Raw genomic sequence first — 16,612 nt, 5'->3', positions numbered from 1 at the left:
TGCGCCGCTCAGGCGAGCGCGGCCATCAGTTCGGTCTCGATGGCCAGCTGCGTCTTCTGGCCCTGCAGCTCCGGCCCGCTGATCAGGAAGGTGTCTTCCACCCGTTCGCCCAAGGTCGTCACCTTCGCCAATTGCAGGTTCAGGTGATGCCGCGCGAGCACGCGCGCCACGGAATACAGCAGCCCCGCGCGGTCGCTGGCCGAGATGCTGAGCAGCCAGCGCTGCGCCTTGTCGTCGGGCACGAGGCTGATGCGCGGCTTGATCGGAAAACTGCGCACCCGGCGTGACACGCGTCCCATGCTCGGCGCGGGCAGGGCGCCGGCCTCGGTGAGCGTTTGCGCCAGGCCCGTCTCGACCATGCTGATGAGGTCGCGGTAGTGATCGGGCTGGAAGGTCGTGACCACCTGGAAGGTGTCGAGCGCGTAGCCGTTGCTCGTGGTGTGGACCTTGGCGTCCAGGATGCTGAACGACGACTGGTCGAAGTAGCCACAGATGCGCGCGAACAGGTCGGACTGGTCGGGCGTGTAGACCACCACCTGCAGGCCTTCGCCCACCGGCGACAGGTGCGCGCGCACGATGGGCAGCGCCTTCGGGTCGATGGGCACGTTTTTCGGCGGCACGAAGCGCGAGAGCTGCTTGGCGTGCCAGGCGATCTCGGTGGCGTCGTGGCGCATGAAGTAGCCGACGTCGAGCGTGTCCCACAGCGCCTTGTGCGCCTCGAAGCGCTGCGCGTGCAGCGCGAGCAGCACCAGCGCCTCGCGCTTGCGCGACTCGACCTCGGCGTCGGGGTCGGGCATGCGCCCGCCGAGCGCGCGCAGCGTGAAGCGGTACAGGTCTTCGAGCAGCTTGCCCTTCCACGCATTCCACACCCGCGGCGAGGTGCCGCGGATGTCGGCAATGGTCAGCAGATACAGGGCGGTGAGGTAGCGCTCGTTGCCCACGCGCTTGGCGAAGGCGCCGATGACTTCGGGGTCGCTCAGGTCCTGCTTCTGCGCGACCTGGCTCATCACCAGGTGTTCGGCCACGAGGAACTCGATGAGCTTCGCGTCTTCGCGTGCGATGCCGTGCTGCTTGCAGAACCGTTGCACGTCGCGTGCGCCGAGGGTGGAGTGGTCGCCGCCGCGGCCCTTGGCGATGTCGTGGAAGAGGGCGGCGACGTACAGGATCCAGGGCTTGTCCCAACCGGCCGCAAGCTGCGAGCAGAACGGATACTCGTGCGCATGCTCGGCAATGAAGAAGCGGCGCACGTTGCGCAGCACCATCAGAATGTGCTGGTCGACTGTGTACACATGGAACAGGTCGTGCTGCATCTGTCCCACGATGCTGCGGAACACGCGCAGGTAGCGCCCCAGCACCGAGGTCTGGTTCATCAGCCGGAAGGCATGCGTGATGCCGTAGGGCTGCTGCAGGATCCGCATGAAGGTCACGTGGTTGACCGGGTCGTTGCGGAACTTGCTGTCCATGACGTGGCGCGCGTTGTACAGCGCGCGCAGCGTGCGCGCCGACAGGCCCTTCACGCCGATGGTCTTCTGGTACAGCAGGAAGGTCTCGAGCACCGCATGCGGCTCGCGCTCGTACAAGTCGTCGCTCGCAATCTCGATGAGGCCGGCGCGTTCGTAGAAGCGCTCGTTGATGGTCGTGGGCTGCTCGTCGATGGGCTGCAGCCGCTCGGAAATATTGAGCAGCAGGATCTGGTTGAGCTGCGACACCGCCTTGGCCGCCCAGTAGTAGCGGCGCATCAGCGCTTCGCTCGACTTGCGCTGCGACTCGCTCTCGTAGCCGAAGCTCGCGGCCACGGCGGTCTGCAGGTCGAACACCAGCCGGTCTTCGCGGCGGTTGGCAATCACGTGCAGGCGGGCGCGAATCAGCGAGAGCAAGGCTTCGTTGCGCTTGATCTGCTGTGCCTCGAAGGGCGTGGCCAGGCCGTTCTTCGCCAGGTCGTCCCAGCGGCTGCCGAAGCCGGCGGCCTTGCTCATCCAGAGGATGGTCTGCAGGTCGCGCAGGCCGCCCGGCGATTCCTTGCAGTTGGGTTCGAGCGCGTACGGTGTGTTGTCGAACTTCTGGTGGCGGTGCCGCATTTCCTGCGACTTGGCCACGAAGAAGGCCTGTGGGTCGATGGCCTGCGTGAACTGGCGGCGGAAGGACGCAAAGAGCTTCTTGTCGCCCGTGATCAGGCGCGATTCGAGCAGCGAGGTCTGGACCGTGATGTCCTTGGCGGCCTCGTCCAGGCACTCGTCGAGCGTGCGCACGCTCGAGCCGATTTCCAGGCCGGCGTCCCAGCACTGGCCGATGAAGGCCTCGATGCGCGCCGGCTCGATGCCGCTGTCCTGGCCGTCGGGCGGCAGCAGCAGCAGCACGTCGACGTCGGAGTAGGGGAACAGCTCGCCGCGCCCGAAACCGCCGACCGCGGCCAGCGCAAAGGCGTCGCCGAAGCCGGCTTCGTTCCAGAGCGCAGTGAGCGTCTGGTCGGCCAGCGCCGAGAGCTGGCGCAGCACCGTGTGGACGCTGCGGGTGGGCGCGCGTGCGAAGCGCAGGGTGTCGAAAAGGGCGAGCTTTTTCGCGCGATAGGCTTCGCGCAGCGTCGCCACGTCGATCTTGGCTGCTTCGATCACGGCGGGGGCGCGCTGGGGCGCGTCAGGTTTTGGTCGAGGTGACGAAGGCCGGCAGCGGCGGGCTGCCTTCGGAGAGCGTCAGCACCTCGTAGCCGGTTTCGGTGACGAGCACCGTGTGCTCCCACTGGGCGGACAGCGAGTGGTCGCGGGTGACGATGGTCCAGCCGTCGTACTGGCCGCCCTTGAAGTCTTCCTTCACGTCGCGCTTGCCGGCGTTGATCATCGGCTCGATCGTGAAGATCATGCCGGGCTTGAGCTCTTCCATGGTGCCGGGGCGGCCGTAGTGCAGTACCTGGGGTTCTTCGTGAAAGCGCTGGCCCACGCCGTGGCCGCAGAATTCGCGCACGATCGAGAAGCCCTGGCCTTCGGCGAACTTCTGGATCGCATGACCCACGTCGCCCAGGTGGCCGCCGGGGCGCACCTGCAGGATGCCGTGCCACATGGCTTCGAAGGTGACGCTGCACAGGCGCTTGGCGGCAATGGAGGCGTCGCCGATCACGAACATGCGGCTGTTGTCGCCGAACCAGCCGTCCTTGATGACGGTGACGTCGACGTTCATGATGTCGCCCTTCTTCAGGGGCTTGTCATTGGGGATGCCGTGGCACACCACGTGGTTCACCGAGGTACACAGCGACTTCGGGAACGGGACGCTGCTGGCGCCCATGTAGCCCACCGTGGCCGAGGTGGTGCCCTGCTTGACCATGTATTCGGCGGCCAGCCGGTCCACATCGTTGGTCGTGATGCCGGGCTTGATGAAGGGCGTGAGGTAGTCCAGCACCTCGGAACCGAGGCGGCAGGCGACCCGCATGGCTTCGATGCCTGCGGCGTCTTTGTAGGTAATGCTCATGCCCCGAATTATCCCATTGACCCGGCTAAAATCCCGGGTTAACGCGGATGACCCCAGTCAGCGGCCCTCCGCCCAGATTCCTTGATTCCCAACGCGGCCCCCAGGCCCCCCATCGACCGTGACGCAGCCCGCATCCCAAGCCCTTCCTGTCGTAACCCTGTTCGAGGGCGGCAGCGCACTCAGCGATTTCCGCGCACGGCAGCTGCTGCCGAAACTGCAGGCCATCGAGCCGCGCATCGAGGGCATCTCGGCCCGCTTCGTCCATCTGGTGGTCACCGACGGGTCGCTCGATGCGGCCGACCGTGATCGCTTTGCCGCATTGCTGACCTATGGCGAGCCCTTCGAGGCGCAGTCGGCCAAAGCAAGCGCCTCGGTCGTGGTCACGCCCCGCCTGGGCACCGTCTCGCCGTGGGCCTCGAAGGCCACCGACATTGCCCACAACTGCGGCCTGGCGCTGCGCCGCGTGGAGCGCGTCACCCAGTACCACCTGAAGCTCAAGTCGCCGCTGATCGGCAAGGCCCCCGTGCTCGAGGGCGACGCCCTCGCCGCCGTGGCCGGCCCGCTGCATGACCGCATGACCGAATCGGTGCTCGCCGCGGTCGAGCAGGCGGCCAGCCTGTTCAGCGAACTGCCGGCCCAGCCGATGGCGCAGGTCGACGTGCAAACCGGCGGCCGCGACGCCCTGGTGGCGGCCAACACAGGCTTCGGCCTGGCGCTGGCCGAGGACGAAATCGACTACCTCGTCGAAGCCTTCACCCGCCTGGGCCGCAACCCCAGCGACGTCGAGCTGATGATGTTCGCGCAGGCCAACAGCGAGCACTGCCGCCACAAGATCTTCAACGCCAACTTCACCATCGACGGCGTGGCCCAGCCGCAGAGCCTGTTCTCGATGATCCGCCATACCGAGAAGCAGAACCCGCAGCACACGGTGATCGCCTATGCGGACAACGCCTCGGTCATGGAAGGCGCGACCATCGAGCGCTTCATTCCCGTCGAAGGCTCGCAGAGCTATCAAAAAGATAGCACCCTGAGCCATGTGCTGATGAAGGTCGAGACGCACAACCACCCGACCGCCATTTCCCCGTTCCCCGGCGCCTCGACCGGCGCAGGCGGCGAGATCCGCGACGAAGGCGCCACCGGCCGCGGCTCCAAGCCCAAGGCCGGCCTGACCGGCTTCACGGTGTCGAAGCTGTGGCCTGAAGACGGCCACTACGGCAAGCCCGAGCACATCGCCAGCCCGCTGCAGATCATGACCGAGGGCCCGCTGGGCGGCGCCGCGTTCAACAACGAATTCGGCCGTCCCAACCTCCTGGGCTACTTCCGCGAGTACGAGCAGGCCGTGACCAGCGACCTCGACACCGTGCAGCGCGGCTACCACAAGCCCATCATGATCGCGGGCGGCCTGGGCAGCATCGACGCCACGCAGACCAAGAAGATCCTGTTCCCGGCCGGCTCGCTGCTGATTCAGCTCGGCGGCCCTGGCATGCGCATCGGCATGGGCGGCAGCGCCGCCAGCTCGATGGCCACCGGCGCCAACGCGGCCGAGCTCGACTTCGACTCGGTGCAGCGCGGCAACCCCGAAATCGAACGCCGTGCGCAGGAGGTCATCAACCACTGCTGGCAGCAGGGCGCGGCCAACCCGATCCTCGCGATCCACGACGTGGGCGCCGGCGGCCTGAGCAATGCCTTCCCCGAGCTGACCAACGACGCCGGCCGTGGCGCGCGCTTCGACCTGCGCGCCGTGCCGCTCGAAGAATCGGGCATGGCGCCCAAGGAAATCTGGTGCAACGAAAGCCAGGAGCGCTACGTGCTGGCCATCGCGCCGGAATCGCTCGAACAGTTCAAGGCCTTCTGCGAGCGCGAGCGCTGCCCGTTCTCGGTGGTCGGCGTGGCGACCGAAGAGCGCCAGCTGCTGGTGGCCGACGAAGGCGCCGCCGTGCAGCCCGTCGACATGCCGATGGATGTGCTGCTCGGCAAGCCGCCCAAGATGCACCGCGACGTGAAGACCGTGGCGCGCAGCTTCAAGCCGCTCGACCTCACGGGCGTCGACCTGCAGAAGGCCGCCATCGATGTGCTCGCGCACCCGACCGTGGCTTCGAAGCGTTTCCTCATCACCATCGGCGACCGCACCGTCGGCGGCCTGACGCACCGCGACCAGATGGTCGGCCCATGGCAGGTGCCCGTGGCCGATTGCGCCGTGACGCTGGCCGACTACAAGGGCTTTGCCGGCGAAGCCATGAGCATGGGCGAGCGCACGCCGCTGGCTGCGCTCGACGCGCCGGCCTCGGGCCGCATGGCCGTGGCCGAAGCCATCACCAACCTGCTGGCCGCGCCGATCGAGCTGTCGCGCGTCAAGCTGTCGGCCAACTGGATGGCTGCGTGCGGCGAGCCCGGCGAAGACGCCGCGCTGTACGAAACCGTCAAGGCCGTGGGCCTGGAACTGTGCCCGGCGCTGGGCGTGTCGATTCCGGTCGGCAAGGATTCGCTGTCGATGCGCACGCAGTGGAAGGACGATGGCGAAGCCAAGAAGGTCACCTCGCCCGTGAGCCTGATCGTCACCGCCTTCGCCTCACTGGCCGACGTGCGCGGCACGCTCACGCCGCAGCTCGACGCGACCGAAGACGACACCACGCTCGTGCTCATCGACCTCGGCCGTGGCCAGCACCGCATGGCCGGCAGCATCCTGTCGCAGACGCTCAACCAGAGCGGCGACACCGTGCCCGACCTCGACGATCCGGCGCAGCTCGTGGCGCTGGTCAACGCCGTGAACGCGCTGCGCGCCGACGGCAAGATCCTCGCGATGCACGACCGCAGCGACGGCGGCCTGTTCGCCACCGCCTGCGAAATGGCCTTTGCCGGCCACGTGGGCGTGGCGCTGAATGTCGACATGCTCGTCACCGAAGGCGACGGCATTTCCGACAGCCGCATGGAAACCGGCGACGCCAAGAACTGGGCGCAGCAGGTCAGCGCACGCCGCGAAGAACTCACGCTCAAGGCGCTGTTCAACGAAGAGCTGGGCATGGTGCTGCAGGTGCGCACGGCCGAGCGCAACGACGTCATGCAGGTGCTGCGCGCCCACGGCCTCAGCGCGCACAGCCATTTTGTCGGCAAGACGCGGCCCGCAAGTTCCACGATGGACGCCGGCAAGGGCAAGCTCGAAGTCTGGCGCGATGCCAAGTCGGTGTTCAGCGCCAGCCTGCACGACCTGCACCAGGTCTGGGATTCGGTCAGCTGGAAGATCGCCCGCGAGCGCGACAACCCGGCCTGCGCCGATGCCGAGCACGCCGCCGCCGGTGTGCCGAGCGATCCGGGCATGCATGTGTTCCTGCCGAACGCGCAGCCCGCAGCGCCGGCCATCCTGCAGTCGCGTCCCAAGGTCGCGATCCTGCGGGAGCAGGGTGTCAACTCGCACGTCGAGATGGCGTACGCCTTCACCGAAGCCGGCTTCGAGGCCTACGACGTCCACATGACCGACCTGCAGACGGGCAGGGCGGACCTTGCCAACTTCAAGGGCGTGGTCGCCTGCGGCGGCTTCAGCTACGGCGACACGCTGGGCGCCGGCATCGGCTGGGCGCGCAGCATCACCTTCAACCCGAAGCTGGCCGAGCAGTTCAAGACCTTCTTCGGCCGCACCGACACCTTCGGCCTGGGCGTGTGCAACGGCTGCCAGATGTTCGCCGAGCTGGCCGACATCATTCCGGGCGCCGACGCCTGGCCGCGCTTCACCACCAACCAGAGCGAGCGTTTCGAGGCGCGCCTGTCGATGGTCGAGGTGCTCGAATCGCCGAGCATCTTCTTCGCGGGCATGGCCGGCAGCCGCCTGCCGATCGCGGTGGCGCATGGCGAGGGCTATGCCAACTTCAAGCACCGCGGCGACGCCGCCAAGGCCATCGGCGCGATGCGCTTCGTGGACAACCACGGCCAGCCGACCGAGCAGTACCCGTTCAACCCGAACGGCAGCGCGGGTGGCCTGACCTCGGTGACCACGCCGGACGGCCGATTCACCGCCGTGATGCCGCACCCCGAGCGCGTGTTCCGCAACATCCAGACGAGCTGGACCTCGGGCGACAAGAGCGACCTGAGCCCGTGGATGCAGATCTGGCGCAACGCGCGCAAGTGGGTGGGTTGATCGGGCACCCTCAGGCCGTGCGAGCGGCCTGAATCAGGTCAACAAGAAATGCCCTCCAGGCTTGGGTCTGGAGGGCATTTTTCATGGGGGTTGGTGCGCCCGAAGCGCTGTCGATCAGCGCTGGCTGTTCAGCATCGACGCCTTGAACGACAGCACATGCGTCTTCGCCGCTTCGGCCGCCGCGTCGGCGTCGTGCCGCTGCAGCGTGGCGACGATGGTGCGGTGCTCTTCGATCACCTCCGCCAGGTGCCCCTCGGCGGCCAGTGAAATCGCCCAGAAGCGCTGCGAGCGCGCGTGCAGCACGCTCAGGATGTCCTGCAGCATCGCGTTGCGCGCCGCCGCCGCGATCTTCTCGTGGAAGAGGCGGTCGAGGTTCATCACCGACATCGCATCGCGCCGCTGCGCCGCCGCTTCGAACTGCTCGGCGATGGCCTGCAGCTCGGCCAGTTCGCCTTCGGTGATGGCCGCCGCGGCCAGGCGCATGCACAGCACTTCGTTCACCAGCCGGACCTCGATGAGCTCCAGCGCGTCGTTGATCGACAGCGGCGAGGCCATCGCACCCTTGCGTGGAATGATGCGGACCAGGCCCTCGGCCGACAGGCGGTGCAGCGCCTGGTTGACCGGCGTGCGGCCCACGCCCAGCCGCTCCATCACCTGGGCGGTATTGAGGTACTCCCCGGGCTTGTAGGCCAGGGTCACCAGGGCTTCCTTCAGGCGCAGGTAGGCCGTCTCGTTGAGGGAGATGGCTGCTTCGGGCCGCCGGGCGGGGGCTTTGCGGGCGGGCGTGGCTGCTTTCATCGGCGCGAGGTCTTCATGGTGGGGTGCCCTGATGGTACCTGTGGGAAATCCCTTTGAAGTTTTTGTGGACTCACTGTAATATCGTTGTGAAATTTCACTGAAACTTCAACAAGCGCCGCCATGAACCTGTCTTTCGAACTTCCCCAGGGGAATGCCCCGCACACGCTGAGCTTCGAGGCCAGGCACCTCGTGATCGCCGGCTGGACCGGGCGCGACACCGCCGCCATCGAGCACCACATCGAGGAACTCGCCGAGCTGGGCGTGCCCGCGCCCAGCGCCGTGCCGCTGTTCTACCGGGTGGCCACCCAGCAGCTGAGCCAGTCCGACGTCGTGCAGGTGGTGGGGGGCGACACCTCGGGCGAGGTCGAACCGCTGCTGTTCCTGCACGGGGGCGAGTTCTTCGTCTCGATCGGCTCGGACCACACCGACCGCGCGCTGGAAGCGCACAGCGTGGCGCTGTCCAAGCAGATCTGCGTCAAGCCCGTGGCGCGCAGCGCTTGGCGGCTGGCCGACGTGCAGGAGCGCTGGGACACGCTGGTGCTGCGTTCGTGGATCGAGGAGGGCGGTGAATGGCGCCTGTACCAGGAAGGCACGCTGGCCGCGCTGCGCCCGCCGGCCGATCTGCTGGCGCGCTGCGCCGCGGCCGACGGTGAACCGGGCGACGGTTTCGCGATGACCTGCGGCACGGTCGGCGCCATCGGCGGCATCCGTCCGGCCGCGCGCTTTCGCATGGAACTGGTGGACGAGCACACTGGCCGCCGCATCGCGCACGAGTACCGCGCGGTCTCGCTCCCCATCGTCGCCTGACGCACAAGGGACCACCGCACATGCCCGCCGCGATCTCCCTCGCAGCCGCCCGCGCCGATCTGGCCGCGGGCCGTGTCACCTCCGCCGAACTGACTGCATCGGCGCTGCAACGCATCGCCGATCCTTCCGGCGAAGGCTTGCGCACCTTCACCCGTGTGCTGGCAGACCGCGCCCAGCACCTGGCGCGCGCCTCCGACAGCCTGCGCGAAGCCGGCTTCGTGCGCTCGCCGCTCGAAGGCCTGCCGGTCTCCGTCAAGGACCTGTTCGACGTGGCCGGCGAAACCACGACCGCCGGCTCCGTCGTGCTGCGCGATGCGCCGCCCGCCGCGCATGACGCCGAGGCCGTGCAGCGCCTGCTGTCGGCGGGTGCGGTGCTGGTCGGCAAGACGAACATGACCGAGTTCGCGTACTCAGGCCTCGGCCTCAATCCGCACTACGGGACACCGGCCAATCCGTGGCAGCGCGGCGAACGGCGCATTCCCGGCGGCTCGTCGTCGGGCGCGGCGGTGGCCGTGGCCGACGGCATGTGCGTCGCGAGCGTCGGCAGCGACACCGGCGGCTCGGCGCGCATTCCGGCGGCGCTGTGCGGCATCACCGGCTTCAAGCCGACAGCGCGCCGCATGCCCGGCACCGGGCTCGTGCCGCTCTCGCACAGCCTCGATGCGGTCGGCGTGATGGCGCTCGACGTGGCCGGTTGCGCGGCGATGGACGCGGTGCTGTCCGGCGTGTCCGAGACACCTCGGCCGCAGCACCTGCGCCAGGCTCGCTTCGCGGTGCCGACCACGCTGGTGCAGGACGGCATGGACGCCCATGTCGCCGCCACGTTCCAACGTGCGCTGCAGCGCCTCTCGGCCGCCGGTGCGGAACTGGTCGAGCTGGCGGTGCCCGAGTTCGACGAGCTCGCCGCCATCAACGCCGCAGGCGGCTTCAGCGCCGCCGAGTCATGGGCGTGGCATGCCGAGCTGATCGAACGCAGCGGCAGCGGCTATGACCCGCGCGTGCTCAACCGCATCCTGCGCGGCAAGGACTTCACGGCGCGCGCCTACCTCACGCTGCAGGCGCAGCGGGCCGACTGGCAACGCCGCGTGGCGATGCGCCTGGGCGAGTTCGACGGCTGGCTCATGCCGACCGTGCCGCTGGTGGCGCCGCGCATCGAGGCGCTCGAAGCCGACGAGGCGCAGTACTTCGCGGTCAACGCCGCGATGTTGCGCAATCCCTCCATCGTCAACTTCATGGACGGCTGCGCCATCTCCTTGCCCTGCCATGCGGCGGGCGAAGCGCCCGTGGGCCTGAGCCTTGCAGGCCTGCCGATGCGCGATGCCGCGCTGCTCGCGTGGGCTGCCGACATCGAACGCGCCCTGCGCGCCACCGCCGATTGACCCGTCTGCCAACCCTCAAGAAACTCCGGAGAACTCCATGACCCAGCGCTTTCGTTTCCCGCTCGCCTCGTTCGCATGCTTTGCCGCCGGCCTGGCGTGCATCGTGCCTGTCGCCCACGCGCAGGACGCCTATCCGTCCAAGCCGATCCGCATGGTGGTGCCGTTCCCGCCGGGCGGCAGCATCGACATGACGGCGCGCCTGGTCGGCCAGAAGCTCTCGACGGCGCTGGGTCAGCCCGTGCTGGTGGACAACCGTCCTGGTGCCAGCGGCAACATCGGCATGGACTACGTCGCCAAGGCGCCCAAGGACGGCTACACCTTGTTGATGGTGCACACCGGCCTGGCTTCCAACGCCCACATGTTCGCGAAGCTGCCCTACGACCCGATCAAGGACCTGGCACCGGTGATCCGCGTGGCCGACCAGCCCAACGTGCTCATCATGAATCCCAAGTGGGCGTTCAAGAACGTCGGCGAACTGGTGGCCTATGCCAAGGCCAACCCCGGCAAGCTCAGCGTCGGCACCTCGGGCGTGGGCGGCCCGCAGGACGTGGCCGCGCGCCGCTTCATGCAGATGACCGGCACCGACTTGCTCAACGTCGCCTACAAGGGCGGAGCGCCCGCGCTGTCCGACCTGGTCGGCGGCCAGATCGACATGATGTTCGAAACCTCGCCGACCGCCGTTCCCTACGCCAGGAGCGGCAAGCTGAAGGCGCTGGCGGTCACGGGCGACAAGCGCGTTTCGACCTTGCCCGACGTGCCGACGGTGGCCGAGTCCGGCGTGCCGGGTTACCGGTTCATGGGCTGGGTCGGCCTGGTGGCGCCGGCCGGAACGCCGGCGCCGGTCATCGCCAAGCTCAACGAGCAGGTGCAAGCACTGCTCAAGAACGCCGACACGCAGAAGCAGTTCACCGACCTCAGCCTCGAGGTCATCGGCGGCTCGGCGGCGGACTTCACGGGCTTCGTGCGCAAGGAGTCGAACGACTACGCCCGGTTCGTCAAAGACTTCAACATCACGCCGCAATGAAAAAAGCCCCGCGACTGCGGGGCTTCTTCGTTGGGCGATGGGCCGAGGCTTACTCGACCTTGGCCTTCGCGCGCAGCTCTTCTTGGTACTTCTGCAGGCGCTGCTGTTGCAGCTGCTGCGTGATCTGCGGCTTCACTTCTTCCAGCTTCGGCAGTTGGGCCTGACGGATGTCGTCGACGCGGATGATGTGATAACCGAACTGGGTCTTGATCGGGGCAGGGGTGGTCTCGCCCTTCTTGAGCTTGATCATCGCTTCCGAGAACTCGGGCACGAAGCTGGCGGGGTTGGCCCAGTCGAGGTCGCCGCCGTTGGCGCCCGAACCCGGGTCCTTGCTCTGCTTCTTGGCGATGTCTTCGAACTTGGCGCCCTTCTTCAGGTCGGCCATGATCTTCTTGGCCTGGTCTTCGGTCTCGACCAGGATGTGGCGGGCCTTGAATTCCTTGCCGCCGTTGGCAGCCACGAACTTGTCGTACTCGGCCTTCACGTCGGCGTCGGACACCGCGTTGGTCTTGCGGTAGTTCTCGAACAGCGCGCGGATCAGGATGGCCTGGCGGGCGAGTTCGAGCTGGTTCTTGTAGTCCTCGGTGGCGTCCAGGCCTTGCTTCTGCGCTTCCTGCATGAACACTTCGCGCGCCACGATTTCCTCGCGCAGCTGGTTTTGCATTTCAGGCGTCACCGGGCGGCCGGCGGCAGCCAGCTGCTGGGCCAGGACGTCCATGCGGGCCTTGGGCACCGCCTTGCCGTTGACGATGGCGGCGTTCTGCGCCAGGGCCGTCAGGGGGAGTGCACCGATCAGCGCTGCGGCCGCAACGGCCTGCAAGATGTGTTTTTTCATGAAAATGAATATCAGGCTGGAGAGGAAATGCGCGTGTAGGAAAAGGCGCGGGAAAGAAAGCAGGAATCAGGAGGAAAGAAGGAGAGGGGTGGGCGGCCGCGGCGAACGCGGCAAGCAACCGATTGGACGACTCAGAGCACCTCGATGGCGATGGCGTGCAGACCCTGTGCGATAAAAACTTGGAGGGCATCATACACAAGCCGATGCCGCGCCACGCGGGGCTTTCCGTCGAACAGCGGGGAGGCGATGCGCACCCGGAAATGGGTGCCGTAGCCCTCGGCGTTGGCGCCCGCATGGCCCGCATGGGACGCGCTTTCGTCGATCACTTCGAGCTGCGTGGGCGAAAGCGATGCGCGCAGCGCCGCTTCGAGGGCGGCCACGGTGGGCAGGGGAAAGGTGGTGGCGTCGGTCATGCGGTCGGCTTGTCTTCCTTGAGGTGCGGTGCGATGTACAGGCCCTGCGCCACCAGGAAGACGATCGGGAACACATAGCCCCAGAGCTTGAAGTTGACCCAGGCCTCGGTCGTGAAGTACGCCGCCACGTAGCCGTTGATGAGTGCCATGAAGAGGCAATAACCGATCCACGCCACATTGAGCCGGGCCCAGATGCGCTCGGGCAGCTCGAGCTGTGCGCCCAGCAGCATCTTCAGGAAGTTCTTCTTCAGCGCCCACAGCGCCACCGCCAGTGCGATCGCCATGGCGCCGTACAGCACCGTCGGCTTCCACTTGATGAAGCGGTCGTCGTGCAGCACCAGCGTGAGCGTGCCGAACAGCAGGATCAGCACCAGCGTGGCCTTCTGCATCGCCTGCAGCTTGCGTTCCATGGCGTAGATGACGGCCATCTGCACCACGGTGGCGGCCATGAGCACGCCGGTGGCGGTGTAGATGTCGGCGAACTTGTAGGCGCCGAAGAACAGCAGGATCGGGAAGAAGTCGAGGAGCAGTTTCATTTCTTGTGGAAGTCGAGCGACGCCGAGTTCATGCAGTAGCGCAGGCCGGTTTCGGTGGGGCCGTCGGGAAACACGTGGCCCAGGTGGGCGCCGCAATTGGCGCACACGTTTTCGGTGCGCACCATGCCGTGCGAACGGTCGACGATGTTGCGGATGGCGCCGGGCACGGCTTCTTCCGAGAAGCTGGGCCAGCCGCAGCCGGCGTCGAACTTGGTGGCCGCTTCGAACAGCTTGGCACCGCAGCAGATGCAGTGGTAGGTGCCGTCGTCCCAGTGGGCTTCGTACTTGCCGGTGAAGGGGCGTTCGGTGGCGGCGTGACGCGTCACCTCGAAGGCGGCGGGTTCGGCGCCCTTTTCAGCGAGCAGGGCTTTCCATTCGGCGTCGGTTTTCTGTACGGGCGTGGTCATGATGAGCAGCTGATTTCGATCGTGGAGGCCCAATCGGGCGGGAAGCCGGCGTAGTCGTCGGCACCGGGGTGTTCTTCACATGGGGTTTGGAGCAGCGTCAGCAAGGTTGCCACACCCGCGTGGTCCTTTTGCTGACTGGCTTCGATGGCCTGCTGGCCCAGGTGGTTGCGCAGCACGAACTTGGGGTTCGTCCGCAGCATCAATTCTGCCGCCGCGGCCCGCTGCAATGGCGCATGCCGCTCTGAAAAAGAGAGCATCCAGGCATCGAAGCCGGGCCGGTCGAGGAACAGGTCGCGCACCGGCTCGACATTGCCGTCGGCCATCTGGTTCGACAGGCGGCGCCAGAAGATGGTGTGGTCGACCTTCTCGGCCGCCAGCAGCTTGAGCACGCCCTCGATGAGCGCGCGGTCGCCCTCGGCGGGCGTGGCCAGGCCCAGCTTGGCGCGCATCCGGTCTTCGAAGGCGTTGGGGAACACGGTCTTGTATGACTCCAGCGCGGCCACGGCGACTTCCTGGTCGCCGATGAGCGGCAGCACTGCCTGCGCCAGGCAGAACAGGTTCCAGTAGGCGACGTTGGGTTGCTGGTTGAAGGCGTAGCGGCCCTGGGTGTCGCTGTGGTTGCAGATGTGGCGCGGGTCGAAGCCATCGAGGAACTGGAACGGCCCGTAGTCGATGGTGAGCCCGAGGATGCTCATGTTGTCGGTGTTCATCACCCCGTGGCAGAAACCCACGGACTGCCACCGGGCGAGCAGGGCGGCGGTGCGCTCGCTCACGGCTTCGAGGAACGCCGCATACGCGTTGCCATTGAAGCGCGCGGTATTGCGGCATTCGGGGTAATAGCGGTCGATGACGTAGTCGGCCAGCGCGCGCAGCTCGTCTTCGCGCTGGTTGGCGGCGAAGTGCTCGAAATGCCCGAAGCGCACGAAGCTCGGCGCGACGCGGGTCACGACGGCGGCGCTTTCGGCGGTCTCGCGGTAGATGGGCGCGTCGGAGCCGGTCACGCACAGTGCGCGCGTGGTCGGAATGCCCAGGCCGTGCATGGCTTCGCTGCACAGGAACTCGCGGATGCTCGAACGCAGCACGGCGCGGCCGTCGCCGCCGCGCGAATACGGCGTGCGCCCCGCGCCCTTGAGCTGCACCTCGAGCCCGCCCTCGGTCTCGCCGAGCAGGATCGCGCGGCCATCGCCCAACTGCCCGGCCCAGACGCCGAATTGGTGGCCGCTGTAGACCGTGGCAATAGGCCGCGTGCCGGCGACCGGCAGGCTGCCGGTGAGTGCGGCGAGCGTGGTGTCCGAGTCGCGCCAGCCAGGCGGCAGGCCCAGCTGGCGCGCCACGGCGTCGCTGTGGCAGACCCAGTACGGGTCGGGCAGCGGCGTGGGGCGCAGTTCGGTGAAAAAGGCGGGGCCCAGCGTCGAGAAGCCGGGCTTCCAGCGCAGGCCCAGGTCGGCGACCGGGGTGTCTTCGGCTAGCAAGCTCATGCCCGGATTGTCCGGCAGCCCACGAAACCCCGGGCCGCAGAGGCCATCGGCGACGTGGGGTGGATGGCTTCGATCAGTTCAGCAGCGCGCCGCGCAGCGCCCCGGCGCCGTCGAGCGCGAGGCTGGCGCGGTACTGGGCTGGCGGCAGACCGAACCAGCGCTTGCAGGCGCGGAAGAAGTTGCTGACGTCCACGAAGCCCAGCCGGTCGGCCACGTCCGCGAGTGTGTGGCGCTGTTCGGCCAGGTACTGCTTGGCGAGTTCGCGGCGCGTGCGGTCGAGCAGCGACTGGAACGACACCGACTCTTCCTGCAAGCGGCGCTGCAGCGTGCGGTCGGCCAGTCCGAGGCCCGAGGCCACGTCCTGGCGGCGCGGCTCGCCGTGCTGCAGCCGGCGCGCGATTTCGGCGCACACCAGGCTGGCGGTGGTGGTCTGGCCCAGCAGGTTGAGCTGGTCGTCGAGCAGGTGCTCCTGCATCTCGCCCAGCGCCGCGTGGTGGGTCGGCAGCGGCATCGTCATGTCGGCCGACGACAGCAGCAGGCGGTTGGCGGGCGCGTTGAAGCGGATCTCGCAGCCGAAGGCTTCGCGGTGCAGCCGGTCGTCGGCCGGCGGCGGGTAGACGAACTCCATGGCCAGCGGCTGCAGCTCGCGCCGTGTGAGCCACTGGCACTGCATGAAGACGGTGAGCAGCGCGTATTCAACGCGCTGGCGCGGAATCGGCAGCGTGCCGCCGGTGTGCTCCATGACCATCCAGCAGCCGCGCGCGTCGGACTGCAGCGAGAAAGCGGTGGCGTCGGAAATCACGGCCATGTAGCGCGCGAGCCGCGTGAGCGCCGCGCCCAGGTTGGGGCTGCAGGCCATGGCGTGGCCCACGGTGCCCAGCTTGCTGTGCGTGGCGGCCAGGTCGCGGTCCAGGCCCAGCGTGGGCCGGCCGGCGTGCGCCACGGCCACCTGCCACAGCACCGAGATTTCGTCGACCGGGAAGCGGGCGTTCTGGCGGTGCAGCGACTCGGGGTCGAAGCCGGCGTCGCGCAGCAGCGAGGGCACGTTCAGCCCCTCGGCCTGGAACATCGACAGCACGCCTTCCAGCCATGCGGCCGAGCTGGTGCGCAGCTCCGGCTGCGGACAGCCGGGGCGGCGCGGCGGCCGGCGCGAATGGCGCGGCAGGGAGGCTTCTGAAGTCATTCGATTGGCTCGCTTGCGATAGCGGTGAAAACGGCGCCGGTTCCTAGAATTTTTCCAGTGCATGGCGGCCCGCAGTATGGGTGCCGAGCGCCGAGCCAGGAATTCCGATTAACCCGGTGTGGAGACAAAACATGAAGACAACGACAACAGCACAAAACCAGGGT

At 67.6% G+C, this 16,612-nt stretch carries 13 protein-coding genes; 4 read left to right on the top strand and 9 right to left on the bottom strand.

The genetic code is table 11. The features are described from left to right. Positions 1 to 8 precede the first annotated feature (8 nt). On the bottom strand, positions 9 to 2,612 hold the full coding sequence (locus RZE79_RS15410; RefSeq protein WP_319355292.1) for a [protein-PII] uridylyltransferase: 2,604 nt from the start codon (positions 2,610 to 2,612) through the stop codon (positions 9 to 11). 22 nt (positions 2,613 to 2,634) lie between these two features. Continuing rightward, the gene (gene map / locus RZE79_RS15405) at positions 2,635 to 3,459 is read right to left on the bottom strand and encodes a type I methionyl aminopeptidase (protein WP_319355291.1); all 825 of its coding nucleotides are present in this window, start codon (positions 3,457 to 3,459) and stop codon (positions 2,635 to 2,637) included. A gap of 118 nt (positions 3,460 to 3,577) precedes the next feature. Between map and purL the strand changes: the two genes are divergently transcribed. Further along, a complete protein-coding gene (purL, locus tag RZE79_RS15400; protein ID WP_319355290.1) occupies positions 3,578 to 7,588 on the top strand; it encodes a phosphoribosylformylglycinamidine synthase in 4,011 nt (1,336 codons plus the stop codon). A 114-nt stretch (positions 7,589 to 7,702) separates the two neighbouring features. Here purL and RZE79_RS15395 read toward each other — a convergent pair whose 3' ends face one another. Continuing rightward, the gene (locus tag RZE79_RS15395) at positions 7,703 to 8,386 is read right to left on the bottom strand and encodes a GntR family transcriptional regulator (protein WP_319355289.1); all 684 of its coding nucleotides are present in this window, start codon (positions 8,384 to 8,386) and stop codon (positions 7,703 to 7,705) included. Positions 8,387 to 8,506: 120 nt separating this feature from the next. Between RZE79_RS15395 and RZE79_RS15390 the strand changes: the two genes are divergently transcribed. From RZE79_RS15390 to RZE79_RS15380, 3 genes are read left to right on the top strand one after another with little or no spacing between them, the layout of a single operon-like run. Beyond that, positions 8,507 to 9,193, top strand: coding sequence for a DUF2848 domain-containing protein (locus RZE79_RS15390; RefSeq protein WP_319355288.1), 687 nt, complete (start codon positions 8,507 to 8,509; stop codon positions 9,191 to 9,193). Between the two features lie 20 nt (positions 9,194 to 9,213). Next, a complete protein-coding gene (locus tag RZE79_RS15385) occupies positions 9,214 to 10,572 on the top strand; it encodes an amidase (protein ID WP_319355287.1) in 1,359 nt (452 codons plus the stop codon). Positions 10,573 to 10,609: 37 nt separating this feature from the next. Further along, complete coding sequence (locus tag RZE79_RS15380) at positions 10,610 to 11,596, top strand: tripartite tricarboxylate transporter substrate binding protein (protein ID WP_319355286.1); 987 nt, start codon at positions 10,610 to 10,612, stop codon at positions 11,594 to 11,596. A gap of 49 nt (positions 11,597 to 11,645) precedes the next feature. Here RZE79_RS15380 and RZE79_RS15375 read toward each other — a convergent pair whose 3' ends face one another. The 6 genes from RZE79_RS15375 to RZE79_RS15350 all read right to left on the bottom strand — a co-directional run bounded on the left by RZE79_RS15375 (position 11,646) and on the right by RZE79_RS15350 (position 16,430). After that, complete coding sequence (locus RZE79_RS15375; protein WP_319355285.1) at positions 11,646 to 12,431, bottom strand: peptidylprolyl isomerase; 786 nt, start codon at positions 12,429 to 12,431, stop codon at positions 11,646 to 11,648. Positions 12,432 to 12,562: 131 nt separating this feature from the next. Beyond that, on the bottom strand, positions 12,563 to 12,844 hold the full coding sequence (locus tag RZE79_RS15370) for a BolA family protein (RefSeq protein WP_319355284.1): 282 nt from the start codon (positions 12,842 to 12,844) through the stop codon (positions 12,563 to 12,565). Continuing rightward, positions 12,841 to 13,380: a septation protein A gene (locus RZE79_RS15365; RefSeq protein ID WP_153284253.1), complete on the bottom strand. Its 540-nt coding sequence runs from the start codon at positions 13,378 to 13,380 to the stop codon at positions 12,841 to 12,843. Before RZE79_RS15365 ends, RZE79_RS15370 begins: the two co-directional genes overlap by 4 nt. Beyond that, entirely contained in the window at positions 13,377 to 13,787 is a 411-nt protein-coding gene (gene msrB, locus RZE79_RS15360) for a peptide-methionine (R)-S-oxide reductase MsrB (RefSeq protein ID WP_056580797.1), read from the bottom strand. Before msrB ends, RZE79_RS15365 begins: the two co-directional genes overlap by 4 nt. Further along, a complete protein-coding gene (locus RZE79_RS15355) occupies positions 13,784 to 15,265 on the bottom strand; it encodes a protein adenylyltransferase SelO family protein (protein ID WP_319355283.1) in 1,482 nt (493 codons plus the stop codon). Before RZE79_RS15355 ends, msrB begins: the two co-directional genes overlap by 4 nt. A 73-nt stretch (positions 15,266 to 15,338) precedes the next feature. Next, positions 15,339 to 16,430: an AraC family transcriptional regulator gene (locus tag RZE79_RS15350; protein ID WP_319361197.1), complete on the bottom strand. Its 1,092-nt coding sequence runs from the start codon at positions 16,428 to 16,430 to the stop codon at positions 15,339 to 15,341. Positions 16,431 to 16,612: the final 182 nt, after the last annotated feature.

This window comes from Variovorax sp. EBFNA2 (genome assembly GCF_033802765.1).
In the GTDB taxonomy this organism is placed as follows: Bacteria; Pseudomonadota; Gammaproteobacteria; order Burkholderiales; family Burkholderiaceae_C; genus Variovorax; species Variovorax paradoxus_H.
The sequence above is the reverse complement of the archived record's forward strand: the minus strand, read 5'-3'. Positions and strand labels throughout refer to the sequence as shown.

What these genes read in the sequence shown, in the direction of transcription:
- map (WP_319355291.1), bottom strand. Translation starts at nt 3,459, where the DNA reads ATGAGCATTACCTACAAAGACGCCGCAGGCATCGAAGCCATGCGGGTC.
- RZE79_RS15395 (WP_319355289.1), bottom strand. Translation starts at nt 8,386, where the DNA reads ATGAAAGCAGCCACGCCCGCCCGCAAAGCCCCCGCCCGGCGGCCCGAA.
- RZE79_RS15390 (WP_319355288.1), top strand. Translation starts at nt 8,507, where the DNA reads ATGAACCTGTCTTTCGAACTTCCCCAGGGGAATGCCCCGCACACGCTG.
- RZE79_RS15385 (WP_319355287.1), top strand. Translation starts at nt 9,214, where the DNA reads ATGCCCGCCGCGATCTCCCTCGCAGCCGCCCGCGCCGATCTGGCCGCG.
- RZE79_RS15380 (WP_319355286.1), top strand. Translation starts at nt 10,610, where the DNA reads ATGACCCAGCGCTTTCGTTTCCCGCTCGCCTCGTTCGCATGCTTTGCC.
- RZE79_RS15375 (WP_319355285.1), bottom strand. Translation starts at nt 12,431, where the DNA reads ATGAAAAAACACATCTTGCAGGCCGTTGCGGCCGCAGCGCTGATCGGT.
- RZE79_RS15370 (WP_319355284.1), bottom strand. Translation starts at nt 12,844, where the DNA reads ATGACCGACGCCACCACCTTTCCCCTGCCCACCGTGGCCGCCCTCGAA.
- RZE79_RS15365 (WP_153284253.1), bottom strand. Translation starts at nt 13,380, where the DNA reads ATGAAACTGCTCCTCGACTTCTTCCCGATCCTGCTGTTCTTCGGCGCC.
- msrB (WP_056580797.1), bottom strand. Translation starts at nt 13,787, where the DNA reads ATGACCACGCCCGTACAGAAAACCGACGCCGAATGGAAAGCCCTGCTC.
- RZE79_RS15355 (WP_319355283.1), bottom strand. Translation starts at nt 15,265, where the DNA reads ATGAGCTTGCTAGCCGAAGACACCCCGGTCGCCGACCTGGGCCTGCGC.